The 15183-nt window shown below is 66.9% G+C and carries 14 protein-coding genes and 1 pseudogene; 12 read left to right on the top strand and 3 right to left on the bottom strand.

Translation table 11 applies throughout. The annotated features are described in order from the left end of the window. Positions 1–45: 45 nt before the first annotated feature. A complete protein-coding gene (locus ACQPYS_RS02205; RefSeq protein WP_433491571.1) occupies positions 46–1152 on the bottom strand; it encodes an acyl-CoA dehydrogenase family protein in 1107 nt (368 codons plus the stop codon). A 21-nt stretch (positions 1153–1173) separates the two neighbouring features. Beyond that, the gene (locus tag ACQPYS_RS02210) at positions 1174–2367 is read right to left on the bottom strand and encodes an acyl-CoA dehydrogenase family protein (protein ID WP_063035431.1); all 1194 of its coding nucleotides are present in this window, start codon (positions 2365–2367) and stop codon (positions 1174–1176) included. A gap of 224 nt (positions 2368–2591) precedes the next feature. On the opposite strand from ACQPYS_RS02210, the gene ACQPYS_RS02215 reads away from it, so the two are divergent. From ACQPYS_RS02215 to ACQPYS_RS02270, 12 genes are all read left to right on the top strand, one after another. Beyond that, positions 2592–2780 carry a ferredoxin gene (locus ACQPYS_RS02215; protein ID WP_433491572.1) on the top strand — a complete coding sequence of 63 codons (189 nt, stop codon included), beginning with the start codon at positions 2592–2594 and terminating at the stop codon, positions 2778–2780. 44 nt (positions 2781–2824) lie between these two features. Next, positions 2825–3730: a 3-oxoacyl-ACP reductase gene (locus ACQPYS_RS02220; RefSeq protein ID WP_433491573.1), complete on the top strand. Its 906-nt coding sequence runs from the start codon at positions 2825–2827 to the stop codon at positions 3728–3730. Between the two features lie 297 nt (positions 3731–4027). Beyond that, entirely contained in the window at positions 4028–4792 is a 765-nt protein-coding gene (locus tag ACQPYS_RS02225; protein ID WP_030522899.1) for an MlaE family ABC transporter permease, read from the top strand. A gap of 1 nt (position 4793) precedes the next feature. Next, a complete protein-coding gene (locus tag ACQPYS_RS02230; RefSeq protein ID WP_063035433.1) occupies positions 4794–5651 on the top strand; it encodes an MlaE family ABC transporter permease in 858 nt (285 codons plus the stop codon). Positions 5652–5815: 164 nt separating this feature from the next. Next, complete coding sequence (locus ACQPYS_RS02235; RefSeq protein WP_433492952.1) at positions 5816–6949, top strand: MCE family protein; 1134 nt, start codon at positions 5816–5818, stop codon at positions 6947–6949. Then, a complete protein-coding gene (locus tag ACQPYS_RS02240) occupies positions 6946–7971 on the top strand; it encodes an MCE family protein (RefSeq protein ID WP_431940748.1) in 1026 nt (341 codons plus the stop codon). The genes ACQPYS_RS02235 and ACQPYS_RS02240 overlap by 4 nt, the downstream gene beginning before the upstream one ends. Next, positions 7968–9029, top strand: coding sequence for an MCE family protein (locus tag ACQPYS_RS02245; RefSeq protein WP_433491574.1), 1062 nt, complete (start codon positions 7968–7970; stop codon positions 9027–9029). Before ACQPYS_RS02240 ends, ACQPYS_RS02245 begins: the two co-directional genes overlap by 4 nt. Before the next feature lie 132 nt (positions 9030–9161). Beyond that, positions 9162–10481, top strand: coding sequence for an MCE family protein (locus tag ACQPYS_RS02250; RefSeq protein ID WP_431940746.1), 1320 nt, complete (start codon positions 9162–9164; stop codon positions 10479–10481). Next, positions 10478–11752 (top strand): MCE family protein, encoded by a 1275-nt coding sequence (locus tag ACQPYS_RS02255; protein WP_433491575.1) that lies wholly within the window; start codon positions 10478–10480, stop codon positions 11750–11752. The genes ACQPYS_RS02250 and ACQPYS_RS02255 overlap by 4 nt, the downstream gene beginning before the upstream one ends. Next, positions 11749–13215 carry an MCE family protein gene (locus tag ACQPYS_RS02260; RefSeq protein WP_063035438.1) on the top strand — a complete coding sequence of 489 codons (1467 nt, stop codon included), beginning with the start codon at positions 11749–11751 and terminating at the stop codon, positions 13213–13215. Before ACQPYS_RS02255 ends, ACQPYS_RS02260 begins: the two co-directional genes overlap by 4 nt. Next, positions 13212–14192: a hypothetical protein gene (locus ACQPYS_RS02265; RefSeq protein ID WP_433491576.1), complete on the top strand. Its 981-nt coding sequence runs from the start codon at positions 13212–13214 to the stop codon at positions 14190–14192. The genes ACQPYS_RS02260 and ACQPYS_RS02265 overlap by 4 nt, the downstream gene beginning before the upstream one ends. A 37-nt stretch (positions 14193–14229) precedes the next feature. Then, complete coding sequence (locus ACQPYS_RS02270; RefSeq protein ID WP_063035440.1) at positions 14230–14715, top strand: hypothetical protein; 486 nt, start codon at positions 14230–14232, stop codon at positions 14713–14715. A gap of 32 nt (positions 14716–14747) precedes the next feature. On the opposite strand, the pseudogene ACQPYS_RS02275 reads toward ACQPYS_RS02270, so the two are convergent. Further along, a pseudogene (locus ACQPYS_RS02275) lies at positions 14748–15149 on the bottom strand (hypothetical protein); the annotation flags it as partial. Between the last annotated feature and the right edge of the window lie 34 nt (positions 15150–15183).

Raw genomic sequence — 15183 nt, forward strand, 5'->3', positions numbered from 1 at the left:
AACACTGCGCGGCGATACTACGTCGATAATCGATAACGCGGCGGATCAGGCGGATTCGGGGACGAACTGCGCCAGGGGGAGCAGGTGGTTGGTGGCTCCGCCCAGGGCGAACTCGTTGCGGGTGGCGGCGGTGAAATAGTTGTGCGCGATGTGGTCGCGGTCGATACCGACGCCGCCGTGTACGTGGACCAGGGTGTGGGCGACCTGATGGCCCGCCTCGGCGGCCCAGAACTTCGCGGTATGTACGGCCCCGGTGGCGTCCAGGCCCTCGGCGAGCTGCCAGGCGGCCTGGGTGACGGTCAGGCGCAGGCCCTGGAGACCGATGTAGCTGTCGGACAGGCGCTGGGCCACGGCTTGGAAGCTGCCGATGGCCCGGCCGAACTGCTCGCGTTCGCGGGCGTAGTCGGCGACCAGGTCCAGGGAGCGTTCGAGGGTGCCCAGCTGCTGGGCGGCCAGGCCGAGCCACGCGCGGTCGAGTAGCCAGTCCAGGATCCGGGCGCCGTCCTCGACGGTGCCGAGCAGTTCGGCCGGCGCGTCGGTGAACTCGACGAGCGATTCGGCGCTCCGGTCGGTCACCTGCTGGGCGGTCACAGTTACGGAATCGGCCGAGGGGTCGACCAGAAAGACCGCGGCGACCCCGGACACTGTCGCGGGGGCCAGGATCCGGGCTGCGCGGTCGGCGACCGGGACCGTGGTCTTGGTGCCGGTGATGCGCCAGCCGCCGGCGGTTTCGGTGGCGGTCGTGGCGGGGCGGGCCGGTTCCCAGTTGTGCTCCTCGGCCAGTGCCGCGGTCAAGATCGCGGTGCCCGCGCCGGCGTCGGTAGCGAGCTGCTGCTGCGCGGCCGATCCGAACTCGGCCAGCGCGCCCGCGCCCAGGACGACCGACCACAGGTAGGGGACCGCGGCGACGGCTTTGCCGAGTTCGCGCAGGACCGCGGTCTGTTCGAGCGAACCGAAGCCGCTGCCGCCCACTTCCGCGGGCAGGGCGGCGGCGAGCACGCCGGTCTCCGCGAGCGATTTCCACAGCGGCTCGTCGAATTTCGCGGTCCCGCCGTCCAATTCGCGCAGGCGGTCGGCGGTGACCAATTTGTCGCAGACCTCGCCGGTGAGCCGGGCCAGATCCGACTGGGCTTCGGTGGGGGTGAAATCCATGGTGAACTCCTGAATCGGGTGTCAGCGGCCGGAGGCGGGCTGCTTCAGAGCGGTCATGGCGATGATGTCGCGCTGCACCTCGTTGGTGCCGCCGCCGAAGGTGAGGATCAGAGCGGCGCGATGCATCCGCTCGAGGCGGCCACGCAGAACCGAGCCGGGGGAGTCCTGCCGCAGCGAGGCCTGGGGCCCGAGCACCTCCATGAGCAGCCGGTAGGCCTCGGTGGACAGTTCGGTGCCGTAGACCTTGCACGCCGAGGCATCCCACGGGCGCGGCGCGGCGTCCCCGCCCGCGTCGGCCCGGCTGGCGATCTCCCAGTTCATCAACTTCAGGTATTCGACCTTGGCGTGCACCCGGGCCAGGTTGAGCTGCACCCATTCGCGGTCGAAGATGCGGGAGCCGTCCGCGGCCTTCGTCTCCTTGGCCCACGCGGTTGTCTGGGCCAGGGCCAGCTGGAGCGCGGCGGCGGAGGTCAGGGCGACCCGCTCGTGGTTGAGCTGATTGGTGACCAGCGGCCAGCCGCCGTTCTCCGGACCGACCAGTGAGGTGACCGGGACGCGCACATCCTGGTAGTAGGTCGCGCTGGTGTCGGGGCCGGCCATGGTGTGCACCGGGGTCCAGGAGAAGCCCTCGGCGTCGGTGGGCACGATCAGCATGCTGATGCCCTTGTGCTTCTTGGCGGTGGGGTCGGTACGGACGGCCAGCCAGATGTAGTCGGCGTAGGCGATGAGGCTGGTCCACATCTTCTGGCCGTTGATCACGTAGTCGTCGCCGTCGCGCACCGCGGTGGTGCGCAGGCTCGCGAGGTCGGTGCCCGCGCCCGGCTCGGAGTAGCCGATGGCGAAGTGCAGCTCCCCGGCGGCGATCTTGGGCAGGAAGAACTTCTTCTGCTCGTCGCTGCCGTAGTGCATGATCGTCGGCGCGACGGAGTTGATGGTCAGGAACGGTACCGGGGCGCCCGCGATGGCGGCCTCGTCGGTGAAGATCAACTGATCCAGCATGGGCCGGTTCTGGCCGCCGAACTCCTCGGGCCAGCCCAAGGCCAGCCAGCCGTCGCGGCCCATCTCCGCGACGACTTCGCGGTACACATTGCCCTGGCCGTACTCACCGGTCTGGGAGCTGAGCGCCGCCCGCCGTTCGGGGGTGATCAGCCGCGCGAAGTATTCGCGCAGCTCGGCGCGTAGCTGTTCATGTTCCGGGGTATACGCAATGCGCATAGCGGTACCTCGAGCCTTCGTTCTGCGGGATGGGAGATGGGCCTGGATGTGGGATCGCGCCGCGCTCACCCTCTGCGAGCACGGAATGGATCTCGATACCTTGCTCCGATCATTGCATATGCACTGAAACATGTTCCAGTATTGAAGGGTAATCAGCCCATGTAGCCTGTCTCGGCGGCCGTCGCTTGTTAGGCTTCGGCCATGGGGCGGGAAAAGGAGTTTCGATGAAGGTCAGCGTTGACTTCGATCAGTGCGAAGCGAACGGAATCTGTGCGGGAATCGCTCCCGACGTCTTTGAACTCGATGACGAGGACATGCTGCACGTCGTCGAGGGCGAGGTGGCGCCCGATCAGGAGTCGCAAGTGGCCGAAGCGGTCGCGCAATGCCCGAAAGCCGCGTTGCGTTTGCTGTGAATCGGCTCTTGCCGTGAATAAGAACACGTTCTAGAGTCGGCCCGGTGAGCGATACAGATACCAGCCTCGCCGGGCGAGTTGCCATCGTGACCGGAGCGGGTGCGGGCCTCGGTAAGGCCGAAGCGCTCGCCCTGGCCGCAGCCGGGGCCTCGGTCGTGGTCAACGATCTGGCCGAGTCCGATGCCGTGTCCGAGACGCTGGAGCAGATTCGGGCACTCGGCGCCAAGGCCGAGTTCGTCCCCGGCAGTGTCGCCGAGCGGTCCACCGCCGACGCGTTGATCACCGCGGCCACCGAATCCTTCGGTGGTCTGGACGTCGTGGTCAACAATGCGGGCATCACCCGTGACAAGATGCTGTTCAACATGTCCGACGAGGACTGGGACGCGGTCCTCGCGGTACATCTGCGCGGGCATTTCCTGTTGACCCGCAATGCCGGTGCCTACTGGCGGGCGAAGTCGAAGGAAGCCGGTGCGCCCGTCTACGGCCGGATCGTCAATACCTCTTCCGAGGCCGGTCTGCTCGGTCCTGAGGGGCAGGCCAACTACGCGGCCGCCAAGGCCGGTATCACCGCTCTCACTCTGTCCGCCTCGCGCGCGCTCGACCGCTTCGGTGTCCGGGCCAATGCCATCTGCCCGCGGGCCCGTACCGCCATGACCGAACAGGTCTTCAGCGCGGCCCCCGAGGGTGAGGTCGATCCGCTCTCGCCCGAGCATGTGGCGCGATTGGTCGCCTATCTGGCCTCTCCCGCGGCCGACGCGGTCAACGGGCAGGTGTTCGTCGTATACGGACCCATGGTCGCGTTGATGGCCGCGCCGGAGGTCGAGCAGCGGTTCGACGCCGCGGGCGCGCAATGGTCAGGTGACGATCTGGCCACCACGCTGACCGGTTACTTCGCCGGGCGCGAAGAAGGTCGTACGTTCTCTGCAACGGCTCTGCACAAACTGGGTTGAGCGCCGGCGTCGGCGCGCGTCGCGGGGTTTCGGCTCCGGATGCGCCCGGCGAGAGTTGAACAACCGTCCAGTCATTGGTAAACAGAGTGATCGACTGTGCCCGGCCTCACACAATGATGCTCAAGGCGTATGAATCGTGTTCCAATCCCGCTGTCTGGGATTGAACAAGTTTCCAGTTCAGAAGCCTCAAAATGGCCCCATATAGGAAATGAACGTGTTCTACTTAGCGGGGCGTGCGCCGGGTTGTACTCCGAGCTGCCGCCAGCGGGACCAGTAGTCGGGCAAGGAGGATCACCAGTGACCGAGGTCCTTACCGTGCCATTGCGGGCCGTCGGCGGATTCTTCGAACTCGCCGCGGCTGTGGCCCGGGCAAGTCTGCGCCGGCCGTTCCAGATGCGCGAGTTCATCGACCAGTCGTGGTTCGTCGCGCGAGTGTCCATCATCCCGACACTGCTCGTGGCCATACCTTTCACCGTGCTGGTGAGTTTCACCCTGAACATCCTGCTGCGTGAGATCGGCGCCGCCGACCTCAGCGGTGCGGGCGCCGCCTTCGGCGCGGTCACCCAGGTGGGCCCGATCGTCACCGTGCTCATCGTGGCCGGAGCCGGCGCCACCGCCATCTGCGCGGACCTCGGGGCCCGCACCATCCGTGAAGAGATCGACGCCATGAAGGTGCTCGGTATCGACCCGATCCACCGCCTGGTGGTCCCCCGGGTACTGGCGTCGATGTTCGTGGCGCTGCTGCTGAACAGCCTGGTGTGCACGATCGGCATCGTGGGCGGATTTCTCTTCTCGGTTTATCTGCAGGATGTGAACCCCGGCGCGTTCGTCAACGGCATCACCCTGCTGACCCATCTCCCCGAATTGCTCATCTCCGCGGTCAAGGCCGGTCTTTTCGGCTTGATCGCCGGGCTGGTGGCCTGCTATCTGGGTTTGAATGTCAAAGGTGGTCCCAAAAGTGTCGGTGATGCGGTGAACCAGACCGTGGTTTTCGCCTTCATGGCGCTGTTCGTGGTGAATGTCGTGGTCACCGCCGTCGGCCTGAAATTCGCGGTGCGGTGATATGTCGGCCTCGGTGATAATCCAGTCCCGCTTCCCGAAAATCACCCGTCGCGTCCGCCGCTGGTCGACCTCCCTGGACAATCTCGGTAAGCAGGCGGTGTTCTACGGCAAGGCGATCGGTTCCATGCCGCGCGCGCTGGTGCACTACCGCACCGAGACGATCCGGCTCATCGCCGAGATCAGCATGGGTAGCGGTGCCCTCGCGGTGATCGGCGGCACCGTGGTGATCGTCGGCTTCCTCACCCTCTTCTCCGGCGGCACCATCGCCGTGCAGGGCTACAGCTCGCTCGGCAATATCGGTGTCGAGGCGCTGACCGGCTTCTTCGCGGCGTTCCTCAATGTCCGCATCGCCGCCCCCGTGATCTCCGGAATCGGCTTGGCGGCCACCATCGGGGCGGGTTCCACGGCGCAATTGGGGGCCATGCGGGTGGCCGAGGAGATCGACGCCCTGGAGTCCATGGCGATCCGGCCGGTGCCGTACCTGGTGGGCACCCGGGTGCTTGCCGGAATGATCGCGATCGTGCCGCTCTACGCGCTGGCCGTGATCGCGTCGTTCATCGCCAGCCGATTCGCCACCGTCGTCATCTACGGCCAGTCGGCCGGTGTGTACGACCACTATTTCTCTACATTCCTTATTCCGAGCGACATTCTGTGGTCGTTCGCCCAAGCCATTTTCATGGCGCTGGCGGTGATGATGATCCATACCTATTACGGCTACAACGCGGCCGGCGGCCCGGTGGGGGTGGGCGTCGCGGTGGGTAACGCGGTGCGCAGCTCACTGGTCGCCGTGGTCACGGTGACCCTGCTGATCTCCCTCGCCGTCTACGGCACCTCCGGCAACTTCAACCTTTCCGGATAACCGCGATGACGGGACTGATGCGAGCGAACAGCAAGGGGACAGGGGCGTCGAACGCCACCGCGGGTGGGTCGTCCCGCGGTGGCGAAGATCCCTGGGCCCCCATCGGGGCGAATCGCTGGACCGCGGCCCGCGAGAAGGCCGGGCTGAAACTGGCCGGAGTGGGGATGGTGCTGGCCGCCGTGGCGGCCGTGACCGTCTCCCTGACCATGTTCTTCGGCGGGTTCACCCCGAGCGTCGAGGTGACCGTGTCCGCGCCGCGTAGCGGCCTCGTCCTCGACCCGGATGCCAAGGTGAAGGTGCGCGGGGTGCAGATCGGACGGGTCGCCGGAATCGACCGCACTGCCGACGGTACGAATCTGCGCCTGGCCCTGAACCCGGACCTGCTGCACCTGGTCCCGGCGAACTCCACCGTCGATATCCGTTCGACCACGGTCTTCGGCGCCAAGTACATCAACTTCGTGATCCCGCAGCAGCCCGCCGCGAAATCCCTGCAACCGGGCGCGCTGCTGGCCTCCGATCAGGTGACCGTCGAGTTCAACACGCTGTTCCAGCACCTCAGCGATGTCCTCGCCGATGTGCAGCCGGAGAAGCTGAGCGCCACGCTGACCGCCCTGGGTACGGCACTGCAGGGCCGCGGCGAAAGCCTCGGGCAGCTACTCGCCGACAGCGACGCCTACCTGCGCGAGATCAACCCGATGCTGCCCACCCTGCAGCGCGACCTGAACACCACGGCCGCGGTGAGCAACCTCTACGCCGACGTCTCCGGTGATCTGCTGCGCACCGTGGACGGCGCCACGGTCAGCAGCCGCACCCTCACCGAGTCCGAATCCGATGTCGACTCCCTGCTGGCGAATATCACCGGTCTCGCCGACACCACCGGTGCGGTGTTGCGCGACAACGAGGCGCAGATCAATACCGCTCTGGAGCTGCTACGCCCGACCGGTGAGCTGCTGAACGGGTACAAGGAAGCGTTGTTCTGTCTGATCGGCGGTAGTGCCAAGGCGCTGCCCCTGGGTGAGGCGGTCTTCGGCGGCGGACAGGAAGGTGTCGCCCTGAACGCGGGATTCATGTACGGGTCTCCCCCCTACACCTATCCGAATGATCTGCCGAAGGTGAACGCCACCGGTGGGCCGCGGTGCGCGGGTCTGCTCGACCGGGTGCCGGACAGCCATTCCGACTATGTCGTCACCGATACCTCGGAGGGGCATCCCTACACGCCGTCGACGAAGCTGCAGACGGACGCGCCCAAGGTTTTCCAGGTACTGTTCGCCGGACTCCCGGGGGTGGGACAGCCATGAAAAACACCGGTACCACCATCAAACTCGCCGTGTTCACGCTGGTGATGACCCTGATCTTCGCCGGCCTGGCGGTGGTCTTCTCGCAGATGCGTTTCTCCCGGGAAACCGGCTACAACGCGGTCTTCACCAGCGCCTCGGGCATGCTGCCCGGCGACAAGGTCCGGATCGCCGGTGTCCCGGTCGGGTCGGTGTCGTCGGTGAAGGTCGACGACGAATACCACGCGCACGTGAAGTTCGATGTCGACACCAAGTACAAGCTGCTGACCAGTACCCGCGCGACCATCCGCTACGAGAACCTCGTCGGTGACCGCTATCTGGAACTACTGGAAGGTGCCGGTGAGGCGACCACCCTGCACAAGGGCGGCACCATCGGGCTGGACAAAACCGCACCCGCACTCGACCTGGACATGCTGCTCGGCGGGTTCAAACCGCTGCTGCGCGGGCTGAACCCGGCGCAGGTCAACGATCTGACCAATGCGCTGCTGCAGATCTTCCAGGGACAGGGCGGCACCCTGGTCGAACTGCTCAACAGCGGCGGATCGTTCACCAAGACCCTCGCCGACCGGGACGCGCTCATCGGCAGCGTCATCGACAACCTGAACTCGGTGCTGAAAACCATCGACGACCGCGGCGACCAGTTCGCCACCACCATCGACGAACTGCGCCGCCTGGTGAGCGGACTGGCCGCCGACCGCGACCCGATCGGTGCCGCGCTGCCGCGCATCGCCGACGCCACCGCCGCCACCACCGACCTGCTGGCGCAGGCCCGCCCCGACCTGGCGGCGACCGTCGCGCAGACCGGACGGCTGGCCACCAATCTCGACAACGGTTCCGACACCGTGCAGTGGGTGCTGGACAAACTGCCGGCCACCTACCGCAAGCTGATCCGCATCGGTTCCTACGGTTCGTTCCTGCAGCTGTACGTATGCCGGACGAACTTCCTGATCGACGGTCCGGACGGGAAACCGCTGCTGCTCGAACTACCCGGTGAGCAGACGACCGGAAGGTGTGCCAGCGAATGAAAGAGCAATCGCGCGCGGTGACCATCGGCGTCGTCGGACTGGTGCTCGCCGTGGCGGTCGCGCTGTCGGCCCTGCAATTCGAACGACTGCCCTTCATCCGCGGCGGTGCCACGTTCACCGCCTACTTCGCCGACGCCGGCGGGCTGGTGACCGGTGACGATGTGGAGGTCGCGGGGGTGCGTTCGGGCAAGGTCGAGGATGTGAGCCTGGACGGCGCGCAAGTGTTGGTGCGGTTCAGCCTCGACGAATCGATCGTGCTCGGCGACAAGACCTCGGCCGCCATCAAGACCAATACGGTGCTCGGCCGTAAATCGCTGGCCGTCGCCCCGGCCGGTGACGGGGCCCTGAAGGTCACCGACACCATTCCGCTCGGCCGCACCACATCGCCCTACTCGCTGAACGAAGCACTCAGCGATCTGGCCGGCACGGTGGGCGACCTGGACCTGGAGAAGGTGAACCAGACCCTGGACACGCTGTCGGCCGCGTTCGCCGATACGCCGGCGCCGCTGCGCTCCGCACTGGACGGGGTCACCGCGCTCTCCCGCAGTATCAACGCCCGCGACCAGGCGCTGTCGGATCTGCTGACCCGCGCCCAGGACGTCACCAAGATCCTGGCCGATCGCGCCGATTCCATCAACGCCCTGCTGGTGGACGGTAATCAGCTGCTCGGCGAACTGGACCGGCGGCGTACCGCGATCAGTCAGATGATCGTGTACGTGAACGCGCTCGCCCAGCAGCTGTCCGGGCTGGTACACGACAACGAGGCCCAGCTGCAGCCGGCGCTGGACAAACTCAACTCGGTCCTGGACCTGCTGGAACGCAACCGGGACAACATCAACGGCGCGCTCGACGGCCTGGGCCCGTTCGCCGCGGCACTCGGTGAACAGGTCGGCAGCGGGCCGTACTTCAACGCCTACGTCGTCAACGCCAGCAGCGAGACGCTGCACCCGCTGGTGGACGCGCTGGTGTGGCCGCAGCACCTGCCCGAATCGTTGCGTGCCTATCTGCTCGAACCCGGTCCCAAGATCGGCCCGTCCGTCCAGGAGCCGCCCCGATGAGGTGCGATACCTCCGCGTTCGCTTCGGCCTCCGCCGACCGCGTGAATCTGCTTCGAGAAGGAGTGATGCTGCGATGACTTCGTCTCGTTTCGGGCTTCGCGGGCCGCGTGAATCTGCTCCGAGGAGGATTCTGTGTCGACTCTGACGGACAAGGTTCGGGCCGTGCCACGTAAGTGGGTGGCGATCGTCGCCGGTGTCGTGGTGGTGGCACTGGTCGCCTTCGGCGGGTACACCGCCTACCAACGGATCACCAAGAACGAGATCACCGCCTACTTCACCTCCACCAGCGGCCTGTACGCGGGCGACGAAGTGCGGGTGCTGGGCGTGCCGATCGGCCGGATCGACAGCATCGAACCGGGCAAGGAGCAGGTGAAGGTCACGATGTCGGTGGACGGCGGCATCGACCTGCCCGCCGACGCGCGGGCGGTCATCATCGCGCCGTCGCTGGTCTCGGCCCGGTTCATCCAGATCGCACCCGCCTACACCGGCGGCGACACCCTCGGGGACGGCGCCGTGATCCCGATCGACCGCACCGCGGTCCCGGTCGAATGGGACGACATCAAAACCGAACTGAACAAACTGTCCACCGCCCTGGGCCCGGTCGGGGACGACCCGCAGGGGTCCTTCGGCCGGTTCGTCGACACCGCCGCCGACAACCTGGACGGGAACGGCGACCGGTTCCGCGCCACCCTGCGCGAACTCTCGGCCACCCTGACCACTCTGTCCGACGGCCGAACCGATCTGTTCGGCACCATCCGGAATCTGCAGAAATTCGTCGACGTGCTGTCCAAGAGCAACGATCAGATCGTGGAGTTCGGTGGCCGGCTCGCCTCGGTGTCCTCGGTGCTGGCCGGGGTCTCCCAAGATCTCGGCGCCGGCCTGGACAACTTGGACCTGGCGCTCACCGATGTGCACCGGTTCTTGGACGGCAGCGGCACCGAACTCACCGAGGGCGTGCAGCGGCTGGCCGATGTCACCCAGATCTTGGTCGACAAACGACCGCAACTGGAACAGGCACTGCATTCGGGCCCGACCGCGCTGGTGAACTTCTACCAGATCTATAAACCCGCCCAGGGCACGCTGACCGGCGCCATCTCGCTGAACAACTTCGCCGATCCGCTCAGCTTCCTGTGCGGTTCGGTACGCGCGCTCGAACAGCACGAATCCGATACGAGCGCCGACCTGTGCGCCCAGTACCTCGCCCCGGTGCTCAGTTCGCTGGCCATGAACTACCTGCCGATCATGACCAACCCCGCCACCGGTGTCACCGCGTTCCCGAACCAGTTGCAGTACACGACACCGGATCTGGCCGGGAAGGTGGATCCGCAGAAGGTGGGCCCGCCGGCCGCGCCCGAACCGGCGCCGATCACCGTGCCGGCCGGGGTCGCGGGACTGGCCATCCCCGGTGTGCAACTGCCCGGAATTCCCGGTCTGCCCGGAGGAGGACGATGATGCGCCGGCTCGAGTTGCGGGGCCCGGGCGCCCGGCGCCGGATCGCCACGGTGGCCGCGGGGCTGACGCTGGCGCTGTCGGCCACGGGCTGCCAGTACGACGGTCTCAACTCGCTGCCCATGCCCGGTACCGAGGGCACCGGCGAAGGCTCCTACGAAGTCCGGATCCAGATGCCGAATGTGACGACGCTGACTCGGAATTCACCGGTGCGCGTCGACGACGTCGCGGTCGGCACGGTGACCGATATCGAGGTCGAGGACTGGCACGCGCTGGTCACGGTATCGTTGAACCCCGGCGTGGTGCTGCCGGCCAACTCCACCGCCAAGATCGGCCAGACCAGCCTGCTCGGCAGCAACCATGTGGAACTGGCGCCGCCGACCGGGGTGCCGCCGGAGGGCCGCCTGGCCGACGGCGATGTGATCCCGCTGAACCGGGCCGGGGTCTACCCGACCACCGAACAGGTGTTGTCCTCGCTGTCGGTGGTGCTCAACGGCGGCGGTATCTCGCAACTGGAGAACATCACCACCGAACTCAACAAGGCACTCGTCGGCAACGAGGACGAGATACGCGACCTGATCCCGCAGATGAATGATCTGATCCGCAATCTCGACGCGCAGCGGGGCGACATCATCGCCGCGATGGAGGGCCTGGACCGGGTCAGCGGGCAGTTCGTCGAGCAGACCGATGTGGTGGCCGCGGCCATCGAAGAGATCCATCCGGCGCTCACCGTGCTCGCCGACCGGCGGCAGAACATCACCACCACCATCACCAAACTCGGTGAGCTCAGTGATGTGGTGAACCGCCTGATCGCCGCGAGCGGCGACAACCTGAAGGCGAACCTGGCCAACCTGGCCCCGGTCCTGCAGACACTCGCCGACACCGGTGCCGATCTCACCGAATCGCTGAAGATCATCGCCTCCTTCCCGTTCCCGCTGAAGAACCTGGACCAGGCGATCAAGGGCGACTACCTGAACCTGTTCATGACCGTCGACCTCACCGGCGCGCGACTGGATTCCAACTTCCTCACCGGCACCGGCCTGGGCGGTATGTTCGGCGGCGTCGAGGTCGCGCTCGGTCAGGTCGCCGGACCCGCCGGCGAACAGGGCAACCCGCTGACCACCCCGCTGGCACCGCCGCCGCCCGCGCCGGCCGCCGGCGAACAACCGCAACCGACAATTCCAGGGCTGCCGCCGATTCCCGGCCTGCCCGCCATCCCCGGGCTCACGGTGCCGGCGCCCGGGCCGCAGCCGCAAGGGGGCGAGGGCCCGTGACACTCACCCGTTTCGTTCGGATCCAGCTGACGATCTTCGCGATCCTCACCGTGGTCGGGTTGGCCGTCATGGGCGGTACCTATGTGGGTGTACCCGCGCTGCTCGGGATCGGCCGCTACGAGGTCACGGTGGAACTGGCGGCCACCGGCGGGCTCTACCAGAACGCCAATGTCGCCTACCGCGGCACGAATGTCGGGGTGGTCCGCGAGGTCCGGCTCACCACCGAGGGAGTCGAGGCGAAACTGTCGGTCGACAGCGACTACAAGATTCCCGCCGACTCCTCGGCGCTGGTCCGGAGCGTCTCGGCGATCGGCGAACAGTACGTCGACCTGGTCCCGCCGCCGGATCCCGGCAGCGCCAACCTCTACAACGGCAGCGTGATCCCGGTCGACCGCACCGAACTCCCACAGGATGTGGGAGCGCTGCTGGACCAGGCCGACCGCCTGCTGGCCAGCGTCGCCGACACCCGGCTGCGGCAGGTCATCGACGAGGCGTTCCGGTCGTTCAACGGTGTCGGACCGGATCTGCAGCGCTTCATCGACTCCGCGTCGCTGCTGATACAGGAGGCCAACGACAATGTGGGCCCCACCAAACAGCTGATCGAACAGATCGGGCCGCTGCTGGACACCCAGGTGAACTCCGATGCCGCGATCCGCTCCTGGACCCGGGACCTGGCCACGGTCACCGACACCCTACGCGCCCATGATCCGGCGCTGCGCAATATCCTCGCAGGCGGCCCGGCCGCGCTCCAGCGGGTGACCCGGCAGTTCGAAGATCTGCAGCCGACCCTCCCACTGCTGCTGAACAATCTGGTGAGTGTCGGCCAGGTGGGGGTCACCTACCACTCCGGTCTGGAACAGATCCTGGTGGTGTATCCGCCGCTGATCGCGGCACTGCTCACCGCGGTCCGCGGTCCGATGGAATACGGTGCCCTGGTCGACTTCATGACCGTGCTCAACGACCCGCCGCCCTGCACCACCGGCTTCCTTCCACCCGACCAGCGTCGCTCGCCCAGCGAACTCGACACCATCGACACGCCCGAAGGTCTCTACTGCAAGGTGCCGCAGGACGACAAGACCGCGGTCCGCGGTATCCGGAATACGCCGTGTATGGAATATCCCGGGCGCCGGGCACCGAGTCCCGAATTGTGCCGCACCGGATACGTTCCGCTCGGCACCAATCCCCCCTTCGGGCCGCCGCAGCCGGTCGCTCCGACCGAACCGCCGGCGCCGGGGGCGCCCGCGGCCGCCCCCGACACGGCGCCGGGGGTTGCGGGAGTACCCCCGGCACCTGCTAGTTTCTCGGGCGCAAGCACCCCCGCCGCCGCACTCTCCTACGATCCGGCCACCGGGGTCTACACCAGCAGCGATGGACGCAGCTACCGTCAGGGCGATATCGCCCCCGGCGGTTCGGGCACCGTACCCGCGGATTGGCAGGCAATGTTCGAGGAGCAGCAACGATGAGCGAAACCAAGGACCCGCGCCGTACCCGCCGGCGGGCCAGCCGCACCGCGGGCCCGCCCCCGGCCGAGAGCGCGGCGACCGAGAAGCTCGAAACCGGAGTTGCCGATCCCGGGGCGGCGGAAGAGACGACAGCAGCCGCGGGGACGGTCGCCACCGGGAAAGTGGCGGATTCCGCCGAGCAGACCGGAACCGTCGCCCCGAAGGCCGGAGCAGCTTCCGCGCGGACTGCGAAAACAGAGCCCGCGACCGCGACTACCGAGACCGCGGCCGAGAAGGAGACGATAGGGGACGGCGAGAAATCCACTGCCGAGCCCGTCACCGAAAAGGTCACTCTCGGTGAAGTTACCGAAGGAGCGGCGGGCTCCGGCGAGGTAGCGGAGGGTTCGGCGGAAACCGTACAGCTGGTGAAAGCCGGCGCCGCGACGGAGAAGGCCGGCGACGACTCCGAGGCGGCCGCGACCGAAACCACCGAGGTTCCGGCATCCGGCACGTCGTGGAAGCGGATTGCTGCTCTCGCCGCGGCGGCCGTATTGGTGATCGGGTTGGTCGCCGCCGCAGTGGTCTCGGTGTTCGCCGTGCAGTCCACCCAGCAGCGCGACGAACGCCGCTCCGAATACGTGGCCACCGCGCGGCAGACGGTGCTCAATCTGACGACGATTCGCGCCGATACCGCCAAAGAGGATATCGACCGCATCCTCACCATGGCCTCCGGTGAATTCAAAACCGAATTCGACGGCCGGGTGGACCCGTTCACCGAAATCGTGAAACAGGCCAACGTCGTCTCCACCGGAGAGGTGGTGGAGGCCGCGGTCGAACGCGACGACGAGAACTCGGCGGTGATCCTGGTGGCGGCGAAGCAGACGCTCACCAACGCGGGGTCGCAGGAACAGCAGCAGCGGTTCTATCGATTCCGGGTGACCGTACAGCGGGCCGACGACGGCACGCTGACCGCCTCGGACGTCAAATTCGTGGCATGAGTGACCGGGCCACCCTGCATGCCGAGAGGAACCGAGAATGAGCGTGCGTAACAAGATCCTGGTCGGCGTGACCGCGGTGGTCGTGGTGGCGGCGGCCGTGGTGGCCGGTATCGGCGGCTACCGGTACTGGGACTACCGGCAGTCGGAGCAGTCCCGCACAGATGCCGTGGCCGCGGCGACCCGCACGGTGTCGGCCATGTTCAGCTACGAATTCCAGACGGTGGACCAGGAACTCCCCAAAACCGCCGAGGACCTGGCCCCGGAGTTCAAGGCCGACTACCTCGAGCTGATCGACAAGGCCATCGTCCCCGGCGCCAAAGAGAAGGAACTGACCGTCAAGGCCACCACACAGGCCGGGGGAGTGGTCTCCGCCGACCGGGCGCACGCCGTGGTGCTGCTGTTCCTCAACCAGGTCACCACCAGCAAGGAAAGCCCGCAGGGCACTACCACCGGCAGCCGGGTGCGGGTCGCGCTCGACAAATCCGACGATCGCTGGCTGGTCGCCTCGGTCACTCCGATCTGACCGGCGCCCGCGCCACCCGGGCGACCCGGTCGATACGACTGGCCGCGCGCGTAACGGACGCGGCGCAGATGCCGGCCCCGGCCGCGATTGCGGCTCTTGAAGGTCGGCAGCTGCGAATCACAGTTCGGGCAGATGAGGCGTAGATTTTCCCGCCGGTTGGCGGTCGGATCGCCGTCGATGTGGTCGAGGACGAATACCAGCGGCTCGCTCTGCCAAACGCTACCGATCCCGCGGATGGCGCAGCGACCATCCTGTGCCTGCGTGAGATAGTCGCGTATGTAGTGCCCCTGGTAGCTGCCCACATCGGCTTCGCCGGTCGCCGGCCAGAGCCGGGTTTTCTCCACGCGTTGCGCGGCCTGCTGACATTTCGTTGTGCAATACAGTTTCTGGCTGCGCCTGATCAGCAGCGCGGGACACCCCCGGCAGGGCCTCATGGCGCGAAAAATACTCCGGCCCACCGACATATCG

Source organism: Nocardia grenadensis, assembly GCF_050942415.1.
Taxonomy (GTDB): domain Bacteria; phylum Actinomycetota; class Actinomycetes; order Mycobacteriales; family Mycobacteriaceae; genus Nocardia; species Nocardia grenadensis.